Origin of the sequence: Microbacterium oleivorans (assembly GCF_013389665.1) — a bacterium.
Taxonomy (GTDB): Bacteria; Actinomycetota; Actinomycetes; order Actinomycetales; family Microbacteriaceae; genus Microbacterium; species Microbacterium oleivorans_C.
This window is the reverse complement of record NZ_CP058316.1, coordinates 2,528,927-2,543,433: the sequence shown is the minus strand read 5'-3', so window position 1 is coordinate 2,543,433 and position 14,507 is coordinate 2,528,927. Positions and strand designations below refer to the sequence as shown.

The following is a 14,507-nucleotide window of genomic DNA, read 5'->3' as shown; positions in this document are numbered from 1 at the left end:
GCGTGATAGCCAGGGCGGGAAACCGCATCACCGAGAGAGGACGACGACATGTCGCGAGACGACGCCAAGCCCAGCCAGGCCGAGGGAGAAGATCCCGAACACCCCGACACCGGCCAGGCGCCCGAGGAGATGCCCGGTCACCCCTCGCAGGCCGAGGGCGAGGACGGCTGAGGATCGCCCACTCGGCCGGCGTGCGCTCCGGCGCGCCACCGGCCGGGTCGGGCACCGAAGCCCGGGGTGAGGTACGGAGGGTCGAGGCGGGTGTCAGCCGCCGGATCGCGCGGCGACGTCGTCGAGAGCGCGGGCGATGAGGTCGATGACGTCGGCGGCGACCGCGGCGCGCTCCGGGTCGAGCTCGTCGATGACGGTGACGATCGCGCGATGATGCGCGGCGAACGCCTCGTCGACGCGCGTCACGGCCTCGGGGGTGGGGACGAGATAGTGCGCGCGGCGGTCTGAGGGATGCTGCACGCGCTCGACGTAGCCCTTCGAGGCCAGACGCTCGACGACGTTGGTCACCGTGGCGCTCGAGGTGGCGAGCATGACGATGAGGTCCTTCGGTCCCAGGTCGCGGCCGTCCCGGTGGCCCTGCACGAGGTAGCGCAGTGCGGTCAGGTCGATGGCCGACAGCTCGGAGGCGCGCACGGCGAGCCCGGCCTGAACCTGCTCGGCGCGACGCAGCCGCAGCACGGCATCGCTCAGCTTGCGACCGATCTCGTCGCGCGGCTGGTCGGCGTACAGGTGCAGTCCTTCATGACGGACGACATTTTGAGGCATCGGGTTGCCACCTCCTCGCGAACCACATCATAGAACACTAGCCGGGCATGACAGATTCTGTCTTTCACAGGCGGCGAGATACATAGAACGAGGAATTGACAGAAAGTGTCTTGTCTGGCTAGATACTTAATGAGGGACACACAGATTCCTCATCCCCGTCGATCTCAGGAGGACAGCATGGGACAGCTCCACTACGGAAACTCCGACACGCGCATCGAGATCCCGGACCGCCTGCTCGCGCACCTCAAGGTCGTCATCGCGACCAAGCTGCGCCGCAACGAGAGCTTCATGATGTCGTGGACCGCCGACGACACCCGGTCGTCGATCTGGCTGCAGCCGTCGATCCCGCTGCGGTTCGTCTTCGAGAGCGCCGACATGGAGGTCCTCAACCCCCAGTCGATCCGCGACATGGCCAATGCCGCGACCTCGTCCGCCGGGCTCGTCGTCGCCCTCGACCAGGAGATCCCTGCGGCGCCGCAGCGCGAGCTCCGTCCGGTCACCGCGGGCGTCCCGCGGCTGAAGGTCCCCGCCTGACCCCACCTCCCCGTCGCACCGCCGTCGTTCGCCCCCGCCCGGGGTGAACGACGGCGGTGTCGTCGTTGTCGGGGCAACATGTCCGAGACGCCGGCCCCGGGGCGCCCGGATCAGCCCGGCACGGCCCGCGCGATGTGCAGCGCCAGGTAGGCGACCTCCTCGTCCGGGATCTCGATGCCGTGCTGCGTGCGCACCAGAGCCCGCACACGCTCGGCGGTCGCCGTGGCCCGGGGATGGCGACCGCTCATGCTCTCGAAGAGGAACCCGTCGTCGGTGTCGAGCATGCGGCCCGCGAAGACGCGCTCGGCGAAGAACTGCAGGTGCACCAGGAAGCGCGAGGAATGCAGGTCGTCGCCGAACGCGATTCCGGTCGTGTTGGTGACGATGGTCGTGACGGCGGAGATCAGCCGCACGACGTGCATCGTGTCGGCGCCTGCTCGACCGTTCGCGGCGTTCGCGAGGTGGAAGGCGATGTTCGCCGCCTCCTCGTCGGGTACGTCGACCCGCATGCGAGCGCGCAGCAGGTCCACACCGCGACGCCCCACCGCGTACTCGTCCGGGTAGACCGTCCGCAGCTCCCACGCCAGCCGGTTCACCACGACAAGGCCGCGTCGGTGCCGTTCCACGGCGAAGTGCAGATGATCGGTGAGAGCGAGATAGATGTGCGGGTCGAGATCCAACCCGGCGGCGACGGCATCGCGCACGATCTCGCGGGTGAGCTCGACGAACTCCCCCGGGATCTGAGCCAGGAGCTCGACGAGGTTGCGCTGGTCTGCGTCCTCGAGCGCGACGAACACCCGGTCCGTCGCCTCCTCGTCCACGGCTCCCCCGGGTTTGGCCCCGAAGCCGATGCCCTTGCCCAGGAGCACCCGCTCGACGCCGCGCTCATCCTCGACGAGCACGACGCTCGAGTTGAGCACCTTCTTGATGATCTGCATGCCTGTCCTCATCGACCCGGCGGCCCGCTCGTGGAGCCGAGCGGTCACCCGAGATCTGCGCCGTTGGTCGCGATGACCCGCTGGTACCACCAGAACGAGTCCTTGCGCCGGCGCTCACCGGAGCCTCGACCGAGATCGTCGAGGTCGACGTGGATGAAACCGTATCGCTTCGAGATCTGCGACGACGATGCGCTGATGATGTCGATGGGCGCCCAACTGGTGTAGCCCATCAGCTCCACCCCCTCGTCGACGGCACGGATCATCTCTCGGAAGTGGGCCCGGAAGTAGTCGATGCGGTACGGGTCGTGCACGCGGCCGTCGTCGGTCAGCTCATCGCGCATGCCCAGGCCGTTCTCGACGATGAACAGCGGCTTGCCGTAGCGGTCGTAGAGGTCGATGAGCGAGATCCGCAGCCCGACGGGGTCGATCTGCCAGCCCCACTCGCTGGACTCGAGGTAGGGGTTCTTCACCCCGAGCACCGTGTTGCCCGGGGTCCGCTCGGCATCCGGATCGACCGACTCGGCCAACGTCATGTAATACGACAGCGACACGAAGTCGACGGGGTGCTCGCGCAGCAGTTCCGCGTCGCCATCGGCGAACGGGATGGTCACGCCCTGCCGCTCGAGCGCGTTCAGGGCGAGCCGGGGGTAGGCGCCGCCGGCCTGCACGTCGGTGCAGAGATAGAGCAGCCGGTCCTTCGCCTGCGTGGCCGCGATGTCGTCGGGGTGGCAGGTCAAGGGGTAGGTCTTGAGCATCGTGAGCATGCAGCCCAGCTGCGACTCCGGCCACATCTCGTGCAGCATCCGGGTCACCGACGCCGAGGCGACGAACTGGTGGTGCAGCGCGGTGTAGCACGCCTGCAGCACGCTGCCGTCGACGGTCTCCTCGATGATGCCGCCGGAGGTGAGGGGATGCCGCACGATGCCGTCGATCTCGTTGAACGACAGCCACAGCTTGACGAGGTGACCGAAGCGCTCGAAGCACGTGCGTGCGAAGCGCTCGAACAGCGCGATCGTGCTCCGGTCGACCCAGCAGTTGTTCTTCAGCGCGAGCGCGAGAGGCGGGTCGTAGTGCGAGAGGGTCACGAGCGGTTCGATGCCGAGCCGGCGCATCTCGGTGAACAGCGCGTCGTAGAAGGAGATGCCCTCCTCGTTCGGCTCGGCCTCTTCGCCGGTGGGGTACAGGCGGGTCCAGGCGATCGAGACGCGGAGCACCGTGAACCCCATCTCGGCGAACAGTGCCAGATCCTCGCGGTGGCGGTGGTAGAAGTCGATGCCGCGGCGCTTGGGGTAGTACGTCTCGTCGTCGTCGGCCATCGCGGCGGTGATGCTCTCGACGGTGTGGGCGTGGTGGATCGCGTACTCGCGCGGGTCGACGTCCGGACGATACTTCGCGATGTCGGAGACGGCCGGCCCGCGGCCGCCCGTGCGCCAGGCGCCCTCGGCTTGGTTGGCGGCGAGCGCGCCGCCCCACAGGAACGATTCAGACAGTGCCACGAGCGGCCTCCTTGGTGAGTGCGGTGAAGATGCCGGTGCCTGCCTCGACAGGACCCATCAGGGCCTCGACGACGTCGAAGGCGTCGCCGTTGAGCACGACGACCGGCGTGATGGTGTCGAAGCCGGCGCGACGGATCGCCTCGAGGTCGGCTTCGAGGACGAGCTGACCACGCTCGACGCGGTCGCCCTGCGCGACGTGCGCGACGAACGGCGCGCCGTCGAGCTTGACGGTGTCGAGCCCCACGTGGACGAGGACCTCGACGCCGTCGTCGCCGGTGATGCCGAAGGCGTGCTTGGAGGGAAGCAGGCTCGAGACGACACCCGACAGCGGCGCGTAGACCGCACCGCTGCTCGGACGGATCGCGACGCCGTCGCCGAGGATCCCGCCACCGAAGACCGGGTCGTCGACACGGTCGAGCGCGACGACCTCCCCGGCGACGGGAGCCACGAGACGACCGTCGGCGAGGGTATCGGCGGCAGCGGCGGCGACACCGCCGGTCTGGGCCTCCAGCGCGCGGATCGTGCCCGAGTCGGAGTCCTTCCAGATGACGAGGGCGACGACGAAGGCTGTCGCGAAGGCCACGAGAGCGCCGATGACGGCGTGGATCAGGTTCCACGGGTTCAGCACGTCGATGAACATCGAGATACTGGCGGCTCCCGGGCTGACCAGGGCGAAGGCGCCGACCGCCGCGATGCCGAGGTAGACGCCACCGGTGAGGGATCCGGCGAGGACGGCGAAGAGGGCGCGCCGGTTCTGCAGGGTCACGCCGTACAGTGCCGGCTCGGTGATGCCGAAGAAGGCCGAGATGCCCGAGGAGATCGCCGTGCCCCGCAGCGTCTTGTTGCGCGTGCGGATCGCGACGGCGAGGCTCGAGCCCGACTCGGCGATGTTGTGCGCCAGCGATGCCACGAGGTAGAAGGGGTCGCGACCCTGCTGGGCGACGGTGGCGATCGTCGGCGGGATGAAGGCCTTGTGCATGCCGACGGAGATGATGAACGGCAGCACGACGGCGAGCAGGGCGATCGCGACCCATCCGAGCGTGCCGTAGAGCCAGAGCATGCCGCCCGTGAGCAGCGAGCCGAGGCCGTAGCCGAGCGGGCCGAGCGCGAAGATCGTGATCGGCGAGACGACGATGAAGCACAGCAGGGGCACGAAGAACGTGCGGATGGGCCCCGGGGTGATCCTCGTCGCGAGCTTCTCGACCGGCCAGAGCAGCAGGACGGCGAGGATCGGCGGGAAGACCTGGGCGTTGTAGGCGATCGCCGGGATCGGAAGCCCGAACAGGGCGACGCCGCCCTCCTGGTTCAGCAGGGCCGAGAAGCCCGGGAAGACGAGGAGGCCCACGATGCCGAGGGCGAGCGGGATGTTGACCCCGAGCTTCTTGGCCGCGGTGTAGGTGACCAGCAGCGGCAGGAAGAAGAAGACGGCATCGGGGATCGCCGAGAGCACCTGGTAGCTGGGATCGGTCGTCTGCATCCAGCCGAGCGCCGAGGCGAGGATGAGGAACGACTTGAAGATGCCGGCGCCGGCGATCGCGGGGATGATCGGGGTGAAGACCCCGACGACGAAGTCCATGATCGCCGAGCCCGCACGCTTCCAGGTGAGCCGCGGGCGAGCCTGGCCGCCGGCGGGAGCGGCGGCGCGACCGCCGCGGAGCTTCTCGATCTCGGTGAAGTAGTCGCCGACCTTCGACCCGACGATGATCTGGGTCTGCGGTCCGCGCACGACGCCGATGACGCCGGGCACGGCTTTCAGCGCCGCCTCGTCGGCTCGAGCGTCGTCGACGAGGTTGAACCGCAGTCGGGTCGAGCAGTGCTGGAGCGCAGCGATGTTCTCGGGCCCGCCGACGTGCTCGAGGATCGCGCCGGCGGCATCCTTCGTGGTGGTCATTCGTTTTCCTCCTGTGGAATCCCGGACCGTGCCGCCGGAGCGGCTCCGCTCCGGACCCGGCCGGAGGCAATAAAAAAGGACCCGACCGCCGTGCGATGCACGAACGTTCGGATCCTGCCTGCTTGACCAGTCACATGTCCGCCACGATCGTCGCACGTTCGCGCACCGGACGCAAGCACGCGGCGGATGCGCACCGCGCGGATGGGACGATGGGTGCATGACGCAGACGCACCTCATCACCGGAGCCGGCTCGGGCATCGGGCGGGCGATCGCCCGACGCCTGTCGGGACGTGGCGACCGACTGGTGCTCGTCGGCCGCGACCGCGCTCGGGCCGACGAGCTCGCGGCGCTCTTCCCGGGATCGATCGGGATCGCGGCAGACCTGCGTCAGCCGTCGTCGATGGCGGCCGCTCTCGACGAGGCCGACGTCCCCGACGCGCTCGACACGGTCATCCACGGTGCCGGGATCGTCGAGCTCGGGCCGGTGGGGCAGCTGTCCGCACGGTCGTGGACGGAGCAGCTGACGGTCAACCTCGTCGCCGCCGCCGAGCTGACCCGCCTCACCCTGCCCGCGGTGCGTGCCGCGCGCGGACAGGTGCTCTTCGTCAACTCGGGCGCCGGCCTCACCGCGCACGCGGGCTGGAGCGCCTACGCCGCCTCGAAGCACGGACTCAAGGCGCTCGCCGACGCGCTGCGGGCGGAGGAGAGCGAGCACGGCGTGCGCGTGACCACCGTCTACCCGGGCCGCACCGCCACGCCCATGCAGGAGGAGGTGCACCGGCAGGAGGGACGGGACTACGACGCCGCGGCGTTCATCGATCCCGAGTCGGTGGCGACGACCGCGCTGGCCGCACTCGACCTGCCGCGCGACGCGCTCGTCCCCGACGTCTCCGTGCGTCCGGGACCGCGGTGACGGCCGGCATGGCCGGTCCGGAGCTCCCGCGGGGGCGACACTTCGCCCTGACGTGGGGCATCACCGCACCCTACGGCGGTATGACGACGGCCCTCCTCGATCGCAGCCGTCTGTTCGCCGAGGCGGGGACTCCCGTCGACGTCCTCACCCTCGATGATCGCGCCCGTCCCCTCGGCCCCGACAGCGGCGTCCCCATCGGCGCGGGGGTCCGGATCAGGAACCTCTACGACTGGGCACGGTCGGGCTCGATGTCGCCGGGAACGGCCCTGCCGGAGGCGCCGGCGGCGCTCGACACCGCCGACGACGGGGTGATCGTCGACGAGGCCGACGGCGTGGTGCTCCGCCTGCTCCGGCTGGGCGGGAACGGCAAGCCGCGCGACATCGACCACCTGCGGCCCGATGGGACGATCGCCCTCTCCGAGCGCCGGGTCGGCACGCGCGGCCGCATGCTGCTCGCGCGCGACGCGGCGGGGCGTCCGGTGCGTGCATGGCGTCTTCGATACGACCTCTACTCCGCCTGGCTCGACCACCTCATCGACACGGACGAGGCGTTCGTCATCGTCGACAGCAAGACCGTCGCCCCCTTCGCGGCGGGGTACCACCGTCGTCGCGCGACGACGGTCCACGTCGTCCACGGATCGCACCGCGGCCCCACACCCGGGTCCGTGCGCGCCTCTCGTCAGGCGGTGTTCTCGCGACTGGCGGACTTCGACGCCACCGTGTTCGCGACCGAGGCGCAGGCGGCCGATGTCCGCGAGATCGTCGGAGGGCGGCCGTTCCTGACGAACATCGCGCACCCGGTACGGACGATCCCGCCCGCCGCGCTGCCGCGCGAGGGCAAGCGCACCGGTGCCGTCGTCCTCGCCCGTCTCGAACCGATCAAGCGCGTCGAGGACGCGATCGCGGCGCTGCTGCTGACGCGCGGGCGATCGGGAACCGACATCCCGCTCGACGTATACGGCAGGGGTTCACGCGCCGACGACCTCGCCGCTCTCGCCGCCGGGGATCCCGGCATCCGCTTCCACGGGCACACCGACGATCCCGCGGCCGCCCTGAGCTCGGCGAGCGTGCTGCTGCTCACGAGTCGCTCGGAGGCCTTCGGCCTCGTGCTGCTCGAGGCGATGGCGGCGGGCTGTCTGCCGATCGCCTACGACATCGCGTACGGACCGGCCGAGCTCATCCGCGACGGCGTGAACGGTTGGCTCGTCCCCGAGGGCGACGTCGACGCGCTCGCAGACGCGGTCCGCGCTGCCGCCGAGCTCGACCCCGACCGGCGTGCCGCGATGCGAGCCCGCGCCCGGGCCACCGCTGCCGAGTACGACGGAGCCCGCATCCGTCGGCGGTGGGCCGGCGTGCTGCGCCGTGCCCGACGCCGCCGGCGGCTCCGGGGCGGGATGCGACGCGTGCTGAGCACGGCACGCGGGGTGGCCGGAGCGCTCAAGCGGCGCCTGTCGCCGAAGCGTCGCTAGTCCGCGCGTCGCCATCCGGCCCCGTCGCGCTCGACGGCACCGGCCTCGGCGAAGGCCTCGAGCCACCCGGTCATGGGCCATTCGCCCCATCTGGCCGCGAAGAGGGCACCGTTGCGCAGGATGTCGTCGAGGTGCTGCCAGGGCGGCGAGGAGGTCTCATGGTGCTGGTGATAGGCGTCGGCTCCGCCGACCCACATCATCGGCACCGCGCGTTCCCGGAGTGAGAACGCGAAATCGGTGTCCTCTCCCCCGTACCCCTCGTACGCCTCGTCGAACCCGCCGACAGCACGCCACACGTCGGGTGTCGTCGCGAACGACAAAGACCAGAACAGCGGGTAGTCCGCTCTCGCGGCGGGCTGCACGACCCCGCTCGCCGGCGCCGGGCGGGCCGGGTGGGGCGATGTGGCCGCGCGCAGGGAGTCCGGATCGAGGGCGGCTCCCGCGGGCAGGTAGGTGACGGGGCCGCAGAGCACGGCGTCCGGATGCGCGACCGCCGCGGTGCGGTAGCGCTCGATGAGCTCGGGTCCGGGGATGCAGTCGGCGTCCAGGAAGACGAGCAGGCGTGCGCCCAGCGCCTCGGCGGCGCGAGCGCCCGCGTTGCGTGCGGCGGCGAGCCGGAGGCCCGCGGCCCCCGGGCGCACCCGGACGATCGTCTCGGCATCGAGGTCCGGCGCGTCGTCGTCCCCGATCCAGACGACCACGCGGGGCAGGCCGGCGGTCGCGCGCAGCTGATTGCGCAGGTGCGCCAGCCGCGGCGCGGAACAGAGCGTCACGACGGCGACCTCGCTCATGCGCGACCTCCGGGGCTCGTCGCCGCCAGGATCACCGCGGCGGCACGCTCCGCCGCCCCGTCGGTCCGCCACGCGCCCCACGCATCGCCGAGTTCGGTCGCCTCGGCGAGGAGTTCCGGCCACCGCTCGGCGTCGGGCCATTCGTCCACGGCCACGGCCAGCCCCGCGCGCGCCAGGGCGAGGGCCGTTGCCCGCTGCTCGGAGAACGGTCGCTCCTGCGGGATGATCACGGCGGGCGCCGCCGCGGCGGCGAGGTCGGCGACGGCGTTCTGCCCGCTCCACGACACGACGACGGACGCCGTCGCCAGCGCGTCCCACGGATCGGCGATCCACCCGGCCCCGCCCGCGCCCAGCACGTGCCACGTCCGCGCCGTCGCGCGTTCCGCGTCGGCGATGTCGGACGGGGCGACTCTCGCACCCCCACCACCCCCGAGCAGCACGACGGCGCCGTCGCGCGATCGCGGCCCGGACGGCACTCGGCCCGCGAACCGCGAGATCCCCCCGACGAAGGCGACGCGGTCGCCCAGGGCGCTCAGGTGCGGCGGAGCATAGATCTCGCCCGGCCACGGCGCGATGATCCGCCGTGCCGCCGCGAAGGCGAGCCGGTGCGGCTCGTCGACGCGCTCGCCCGGTTGCGTGATGATCACGACCGGCACGCCGAGCAGCCGGACGAAGAGGGTGACCTCGGCCGACACGTCGACCACGAACGCCCCGACTCCGCCCGTCGCGACAGCCGCCGCGATGACGGCGAGCCGCGACCGGTGTCCGCCGTGGCCCAGCGGCGCCCAGTGCAGGAGGCCCCCCGCGGTCGGGTCGTCAGCGGGGAGGGTCGGGGCCGGGTCGTCGTCGCGGGCGAGCTCGACCCACGAGACGTTGGCCGGCAGCTCGCTCGGAGCGGCTAGCGAGCTGAAGCAGACGACCTCGAGGGGCAGGTGCGGCGCGATCGCGAGCATCCGGGTCAGGTGCCCGCGGCCGTGATGATGCACGTACCAGCCGACCCGCCTCGTCATGCCGGGCCCGTCATGCCGGCAGCTCGGCGGGCGTCGCATCCGCGCTCAGCGCCGCGAAGACCTCTTCGAGCGCCGAGGTGCGGGCATCCAACGAGAAGCGCTCGACGGCGCGCGCCCGGACGGCGGCGCGGAATCGGGGCTCGCGTGCCCGGTCCCACATCTCCTCGACGGCATCCGCCATCGCTACGACGTCACCCGCCCAGACCAGACGCATCCCGATGCTCGCCGCCGCGATCTCGGGCACCCCGCCGACCGCGAAGCCCACGACGGGTGTGCCGCACATGAGGGCTTCGGGACCGACGAGACCGAACGGCTCCGCCCACGCCGGGGTCGCGAGCGCGAGCGCAGAACGACCGACGAGCGACGCGAGGTCGGACGGGGCGAGCTCGCCGACGAACGAAACGTCATCCCCCAGGAGCGGCCCGAGGACACCCTCCGCGTACTCGCGATCGCCGACCCGACCGGCGATCGTGAGCCGGCGGCCGAGGGCGCGAGCCACGGCCACTGCGAGATGCGGCGCCTTCTCCGGCACGATCCGGCCGAACCAGACGAGCTCGTCGCCGCCGGGGCCCGCCGTCCACACGTTCGGATCGACGCCGTTCGACAGCAACGTCGACGCGACGCCGGCGTGCTGCCATTCGCGACGCGTGTGCTCGCTGACCGAGAGGAAGATGCTGCCGCGACCGGCCGCCGCGCGGTGTGCGCGCACGAAATCGTCGTCGACCGGCGTGTGCAGGGTGGTCACCATCGGCACATCCAGCTGCGGTGCGAGCTGCAGGGGCAGCGCGTGCAGGCAATGGTTGGAGATGACGTCGAACTCCCGCGCACCGATCGTCTCGACGGCGCGGCGCAGCATCGGCACGCTGAGGGTCTCGTAGGCCGGCGGATACGTCTTGTCGGTGCGCACCGCGTCGGCACCCCAGCCGAGCTCGGGCATCTCCCACACGCTTCCGCGCTCGACGTGCTCCGACCCGGTGACCGCGACGACGGTCACCGCGTGACCGCGGGCGCGGAGCGCCTCGACCTCGGACCACACCGCGGCTTCGAGACCGCCCGCGTGGGGCCGACGGATGGGGAACCGCAGCGGGGCGATGACGGCGATGCGCAGCCTGCGCCCGCTCACGAGACGCCCTCGCTGCGGAGTCGGCGGTACAGCGCGGCGTGGGCCGTCGCCGTCGCGGCATCCTGCTCACGGCGGTGCGAGCGACGCTCCTCGATGAGCTCGGCACGGGCGATCGAGCCGGGACGGGCCGCCTCATGACGCGACAGCAGGGTCTGCAGGGCCTCCGTCAGCGTGTCGGCGTCCCCCGGTCGGAAGCTCGCGGTGGAGGCGTCGTCGTGCTGGTCGGCGAAGTGCCCGACGTCGGGCGCGGCGACGGGGACCCCGAGGTCCCAGCACAGCTCGAGCCAGCCGGAGTGACTGCCGAAGCGGTAGGGCAGGACGCACACGTCGAGCCCGCCGAGCGCCGTGTTCAGGGCGGCGTCGGGGAGCCTCCCCTGCTCGACGAGCACGGCGAACGGGTGACCCGCCACGGCGGCGCGGACGTCGTCGCGGGCTGCCTCGTCGCGCACCGACCGGTGCATGCGGATCTCCGCCACGACGTGCCGGCCCTGCGCGCGCAACCGCTCGACGGCCGCGACGAGCGTGCGGGCGCTCCCCGGCCCATCGGTGCCGGGCCGGAGGTCCTTCAGGTGCATCCCGATCCGGAGGTCCTCGCTCAGCGCGACCACGGTCGGGGACTCCCCGTCGCGGAGGATCGCGGGATGCGGCAACACGACGGCCTCGCGTCCCCAGCGCTCCCGCACCTCGGCGGCCGCGCCCGCGGTCAGGGTGACGAGCGCATCGGCACGCGGGATGAGCTCGTCGAGCTGCGCGGCGTACCGGCTCTGGTCCATCAACTGCGGATGCGTGAGATCGTGCACGGTGAAGACGACGACCCAGCCGGCCGCGTGCGCCGCCTCGACGCACGCGGTGAGGTGCCCGGCCGCGAAGGACTCGGTGCCGAAGTGCACGTGCAGGACGTCGGCGCGGTCGGCATTCGCGTGGATCCAATCGGGATCGAGCGCGACGGGAGGCCACCACACGCCCTCGGCCGCACCCGGCACGGGCGGGTCGGGGAGCAGCTCGATGCCCGCGGCATCCGTCACCCGCTGAACGTAGGGATGCCCGGCGGGCACCGCGACGACGCGTACGTCGGGCACGCCGGACATATCGTCCAGGGGCGCGCTGACGGTGGCGACGGTCACGGTTCTCCTTGCTGGAACCGCCGGGGTGAGGGGGGTCCGGTTCGGACGCTATCGGAGCGCCCGGGGCGCCGCCTCGCACTTGCGCGAAGCACAGGCGAGCGGTAACGATGACCGGATGCCCGCCGCCGCCCCTCCCCTCTGCCTCGTCTGGGGCCCCCGCGGCCACGGGGTGACCGACTACGGCTCGGATGTGGCCGCCGCCGCGCGGCGCCGGGACGAGCGGACGCGCGTGGTCACCGTGACCGGGCTCGCGGCCGCTCGGGGCGCGATCGAGCCCGGTGAGCGCGTGCACCTGCACGCGACCGACCGGCTCCTGGGCTCGAGTCTCGAGGACGCGGCCGACACGGTCGAGGCCCTCTCCCGCTTCTGCCGGCTGACGCTGACGCTGCACGACCTGCCCCAGGACTCCGACGGGACGAAGTACGACCGCCGCGTCGCCGCCTACCGCCGGTTCTTCGGCGCCGCCGAGGCCGTCGCCGTCAACAGCGAGCACGAGCGGCTGCTCGTCGCCGAGCACCTCGGCGACGCCCTGCAGCCCGCGGTCATCCCCCTCGGCACCCGCGTGCCGGAAGCACCCGACGGCGACGATCCGGCCGCTCCGACCGATCTCGTCGTGCTGATAGCCGGATTCGTGTACCCCGGGAAGGGGCACGAGGTGGCCCTGCGCGCCGCGGCGGCGGCCGTGGCCTCCCTCCGCGCGGCCGGACGACCGGTCGGCACCGCCGTCGTGCGCGCGCTCGGCGCCGCGTCGCCGGGCCACGACGGCGACGTCACCGCCCTCGAGCGCCTGGCCGACGATCTGGGGGCTCGGTTCGAGATCAGCGGGTTCCTCGACGACGACGTGTTCGCCCACCGCCTCCGGGAACCCGGCATCCCCGTGGCCGCGCACGAGCACGTCTCGGCATCGCGATCGATGCTCGACTGGATGGAAGCGGGCCGACGCCCCCTCATCGTCCGCTCGCGCTACAGCGACGAGATGGACCGGCTCCGCCCCGGGACGTCGGTCCTGTTCGACCCTCCCGAGCTGGCCGATCGCCTCCTCGCCGCCTGGGAGGACCCCGCGGGCACGCGCATGACGCCAGGTCACCCGCTGCGGCCCGACCTCGCCGTTGTCGCCGAGGCCTACCTCCACTGGTGGCGCGGGATGCCGCGATGACCCGGCGCCGACAGGGCGTGGCGCTGCCCGGCAACCGGTGGGACCTCCTCGACGGCCGCTGGCCCGATGAGGCCCCCGCGGTCTCGGTGATCGTCGCCCACTACCGTCAGCCCGCGCAGCTCGCCCTCACCCTCGCCGCGCTCCGGCTGCAGGACCACCCCGCGGACCGGCTGCAGATCATCGTGGCGGACGACGGGTCGCCCGAGCCCCCGGCCGTGCCCGGCGACGTCGAACTGGTCCGGCACGACGACCGCGGGTTCCGTCTCGCCGCGGTGCGCAACCTCGGCGCCGCGGCGGCGCACGGCGACGTGCTGATCTTCCTCGATGCCGACACGACACCCGAGCCCGCCTTCGTCCGCGAGCTGTCCCGTCTGCCCGCCCTCGCGCCCGACTGCGTCACCGTCGGTCGGCGCCGCCACGCCCACCTCGCCGGGGTGGCGGCGGACCGGCTCGCCGTCGACGCCGCGCAGCGGGCGCTGCCCGAACCGTCCTGGCTCGCCGAGGAGTACCGGCGCAGCGAGAATCTGCTCCACGCCGGCGATCGCAGCTACCGCCACGTGATCGGCGCGGTGATCGCCTGCTCGCGCGAGATGTTCGACGCGACGGGCGGCTTCGACGAGTCGTTCACGACGTACGGCGGCGAGGATTGGGAGTGGACGTACCGAGCCTGGCTGCGCGGCGCGCTGCTCGCCCACGTGCCGGACGCCGTCGCCTGGCACGACGGACCCGACGCCGCGGGACGCGACGAGGGTGCCGTCGCGCGGCGCAACGCCGAGACGCTCCGGCTGAGCGACCTCATCCCGGTGTCCGGCTCCGCCCCGCGGGGTGTGCGACCCGCGCATGCCGACATCGCGATCGTCCCCCCGGCGGGCACCAGCGCGGGACAGCGGTTCCTCGCGGTCGACAGCACGATCGCCGCGCTGGGCGCATCGGCGGTGCGGGCGGGCGTGCAGCCCGGCCCGGACGACGAGGACGCCGGTGCCGCGTTCGATCGCGTGCGGGTCGTCGTCGAGCTGCTGCGACCGATCCGTGTGGCGGCCGACACCGACGTCCTCTCGTCGGCGGTCGCACGTCTGGAACGCGAACGGCTGGGCGAGATCACCCTCACCACGCCCGCCGGCGATCCCCTCGTGCGGGTCGCCTCGACGCGGGCTCGGGCCCGGGCCGAGCGCTGGCGACGGTCGGACCTCTTCGCGACGGCGTCGGTGCCGACGACGGCCATCCTCCCCGTCACCGACGAGCCGGATCTCGCCGCCTACCTGGGCGGGTGGGGCTGAGCCCGTCC

General features: G+C 72.2%; 14 protein-coding genes. 6 read left to right on the top strand and 8 right to left on the bottom strand.

Annotation, left to right across the window (positions count from 1 at the left end; genetic code table 11):
* Nucleotides 1-48 precede the first annotated feature (48 nt).
* Entirely contained in the window at nt 49-171 is a 123-nt protein-coding gene (locus HW566_RS16140) for a hypothetical protein (RefSeq protein WP_256728700.1), read from the top strand.
* A 93-nt stretch (nt 172-264) separates the two neighbouring features.
* Here the strand turns inward: HW566_RS16140 and HW566_RS12030 are convergent, their stop codons facing one another.
* A complete protein-coding gene (locus HW566_RS12030) occupies nt 265-777 on the bottom strand; it encodes a MarR family winged helix-turn-helix transcriptional regulator (protein WP_178013180.1) in 513 nt (170 codons plus the stop codon).
* Between the two features lie 177 nt (nt 778-954).
* Here HW566_RS12030 and HW566_RS12025 point away from each other — a divergent pair, with 177 nt between their 5' ends.
* Nucleotides 955-1,311, top strand: a complete 357-nt coding sequence (locus tag HW566_RS12025) for a DUF7882 family protein (protein ID WP_256728699.1) — start codon at nt 955-957, stop codon at nt 1,309-1,311.
* A 110-nt stretch (nt 1,312-1,421) separates the two neighbouring features.
* On the opposite strand, the gene HW566_RS12020 is transcribed toward HW566_RS12025, so the two are convergent.
* Genes HW566_RS12020 through HW566_RS12010 form a run of 3 tightly spaced genes read right to left on the bottom strand, consistent with a single transcriptional unit; the run spans nt 1,422 to nt 5,636 of the window.
* Nucleotides 1,422-2,249: a BglG family transcription antiterminator gene (locus tag HW566_RS12020; RefSeq protein ID WP_178013179.1), complete on the bottom strand. Its 828-nt coding sequence runs from the start codon at nt 2,247-2,249 to the stop codon at nt 1,422-1,424.
* Between the two features lie 44 nt (nt 2,250-2,293).
* Complete coding sequence (locus HW566_RS12015) at nt 2,294-3,745, bottom strand: family 1 glycosylhydrolase (protein WP_178013177.1); 1,452 nt, start codon at nt 3,743-3,745, stop codon at nt 2,294-2,296.
* Nucleotides 3,732-5,636: a beta-glucoside-specific PTS transporter subunit IIABC gene (locus HW566_RS12010; RefSeq protein ID WP_178013175.1), complete on the bottom strand. Its 1,905-nt coding sequence runs from the start codon at nt 5,634-5,636 to the stop codon at nt 3,732-3,734. Before HW566_RS12010 ends, HW566_RS12015 begins: the two co-directional genes overlap by 14 nt.
* Before the next feature lie 217 nt (nt 5,637-5,853).
* Here HW566_RS12010 and HW566_RS12005 point away from each other — a divergent pair, with 217 nt between their 5' ends.
* Nucleotides 5,854-6,549 (top strand): SDR family oxidoreductase, encoded by a 696-nt coding sequence (locus HW566_RS12005; RefSeq protein ID WP_178013173.1) that lies wholly within the window; start codon nt 5,854-5,856, stop codon nt 6,547-6,549.
* Between the two features lie 80 nt (nt 6,550-6,629).
* Nucleotides 6,630-8,018, top strand: coding sequence for a glycosyltransferase (locus tag HW566_RS12000; RefSeq protein WP_178013171.1), 1,389 nt, complete (start codon nt 6,630-6,632; stop codon nt 8,016-8,018).
* Here HW566_RS12000 and HW566_RS11995 read toward each other — a convergent pair.
* The 4 genes from HW566_RS11995 to HW566_RS11980 are packed head-to-tail and all read right to left on the bottom strand — an operon-like array spanning nt 8,015 to nt 12,066.
* The gene (locus HW566_RS11995) at nt 8,015-8,809 is read right to left on the bottom strand and encodes a glycosyltransferase family 2 protein (RefSeq protein ID WP_178013170.1); all 795 of its coding nucleotides are present in this window, start codon (nt 8,807-8,809) and stop codon (nt 8,015-8,017) included. The genes HW566_RS12000 and HW566_RS11995 overlap by 4 nt on opposite strands.
* Nucleotides 8,806-9,819, bottom strand: a complete 1,014-nt coding sequence (locus HW566_RS11990; RefSeq protein ID WP_178013168.1) for a glycosyltransferase — start codon at nt 9,817-9,819, stop codon at nt 8,806-8,808. The genes HW566_RS11995 and HW566_RS11990 overlap by 4 nt, the downstream gene beginning before the upstream one ends.
* A 10-nt stretch (nt 9,820-9,829) precedes the next feature.
* Nucleotides 9,830-10,942, bottom strand: coding sequence for a glycosyltransferase (locus HW566_RS11985; RefSeq protein ID WP_178013166.1), 1,113 nt, complete (start codon nt 10,940-10,942; stop codon nt 9,830-9,832).
* Complete coding sequence (locus HW566_RS11980; protein ID WP_256728698.1) at nt 10,939-12,066, bottom strand: glycosyltransferase; 1,128 nt, start codon at nt 12,064-12,066, stop codon at nt 10,939-10,941. The genes HW566_RS11985 and HW566_RS11980 overlap by 4 nt, the downstream gene beginning before the upstream one ends.
* 115 nt (nt 12,067-12,181) lie before the next feature.
* Between HW566_RS11980 and HW566_RS11975 the strand changes: the two genes are divergently transcribed.
* Together HW566_RS11975 and HW566_RS11970 are read left to right on the top strand one after the other, a co-directional pair.
* Nucleotides 12,182-13,222 carry a hypothetical protein gene (locus HW566_RS11975; protein WP_178013164.1) on the top strand — a complete coding sequence of 347 codons (1,041 nt, stop codon included), beginning with the start codon at nt 12,182-12,184 and terminating at the stop codon, nt 13,220-13,222.
* Complete coding sequence (locus HW566_RS11970) at nt 13,219-14,499, top strand: glycosyltransferase (protein WP_178013162.1); 1,281 nt, start codon at nt 13,219-13,221, stop codon at nt 14,497-14,499. Before HW566_RS11975 ends, HW566_RS11970 begins: the two co-directional genes overlap by 4 nt.
* Nucleotides 14,500-14,507: the final 8 nt, after the last annotated feature.

Excerpts from the sequence above, each read along its gene's own strand:
- HW566_RS16140 (WP_256728700.1), top strand. The coding sequence starts at position 49 with ATGTCGCGAGACGACGCCAAGCCCAGCCAGGCCGAGGGAGAAGATCCC.
- HW566_RS12030 (WP_178013180.1), bottom strand. The coding sequence starts at position 777 with ATGCCTCAAAATGTCGTCCGTCATGAAGGACTGCACCTGTACGCCGAC.
- HW566_RS12025 (WP_256728699.1), top strand. The coding sequence starts at position 955 with ATGGGACAGCTCCACTACGGAAACTCCGACACGCGCATCGAGATCCCG.
- HW566_RS12020 (WP_178013179.1), bottom strand. The coding sequence starts at position 2,249 with ATGCAGATCATCAAGAAGGTGCTCAACTCGAGCGTCGTGCTCGTCGAG.
- HW566_RS12010 (WP_178013175.1), bottom strand. The coding sequence starts at position 5,636 with ATGACCACCACGAAGGATGCCGCCGGCGCGATCCTCGAGCACGTCGGC.
- HW566_RS12005 (WP_178013173.1), top strand. The coding sequence starts at position 5,854 with ATGACGCAGACGCACCTCATCACCGGAGCCGGCTCGGGCATCGGGCGG.
- HW566_RS12000 (WP_178013171.1), top strand. The coding sequence starts at position 6,630 with ATGACGACGGCCCTCCTCGATCGCAGCCGTCTGTTCGCCGAGGCGGGG.
- HW566_RS11995 (WP_178013170.1), bottom strand. The coding sequence starts at position 8,809 with ATGAGCGAGGTCGCCGTCGTGACGCTCTGTTCCGCGCCGCGGCTGGCG.
- HW566_RS11990 (WP_178013168.1), bottom strand. The coding sequence starts at position 9,819 with ATGACGAGGCGGGTCGGCTGGTACGTGCATCATCACGGCCGCGGGCAC.
- HW566_RS11975 (WP_178013164.1), top strand. The coding sequence starts at position 12,182 with ATGCCCGCCGCCGCCCCTCCCCTCTGCCTCGTCTGGGGCCCCCGCGGC.
- HW566_RS11970 (WP_178013162.1), top strand. The coding sequence starts at position 13,219 with ATGACCCGGCGCCGACAGGGCGTGGCGCTGCCCGGCAACCGGTGGGAC.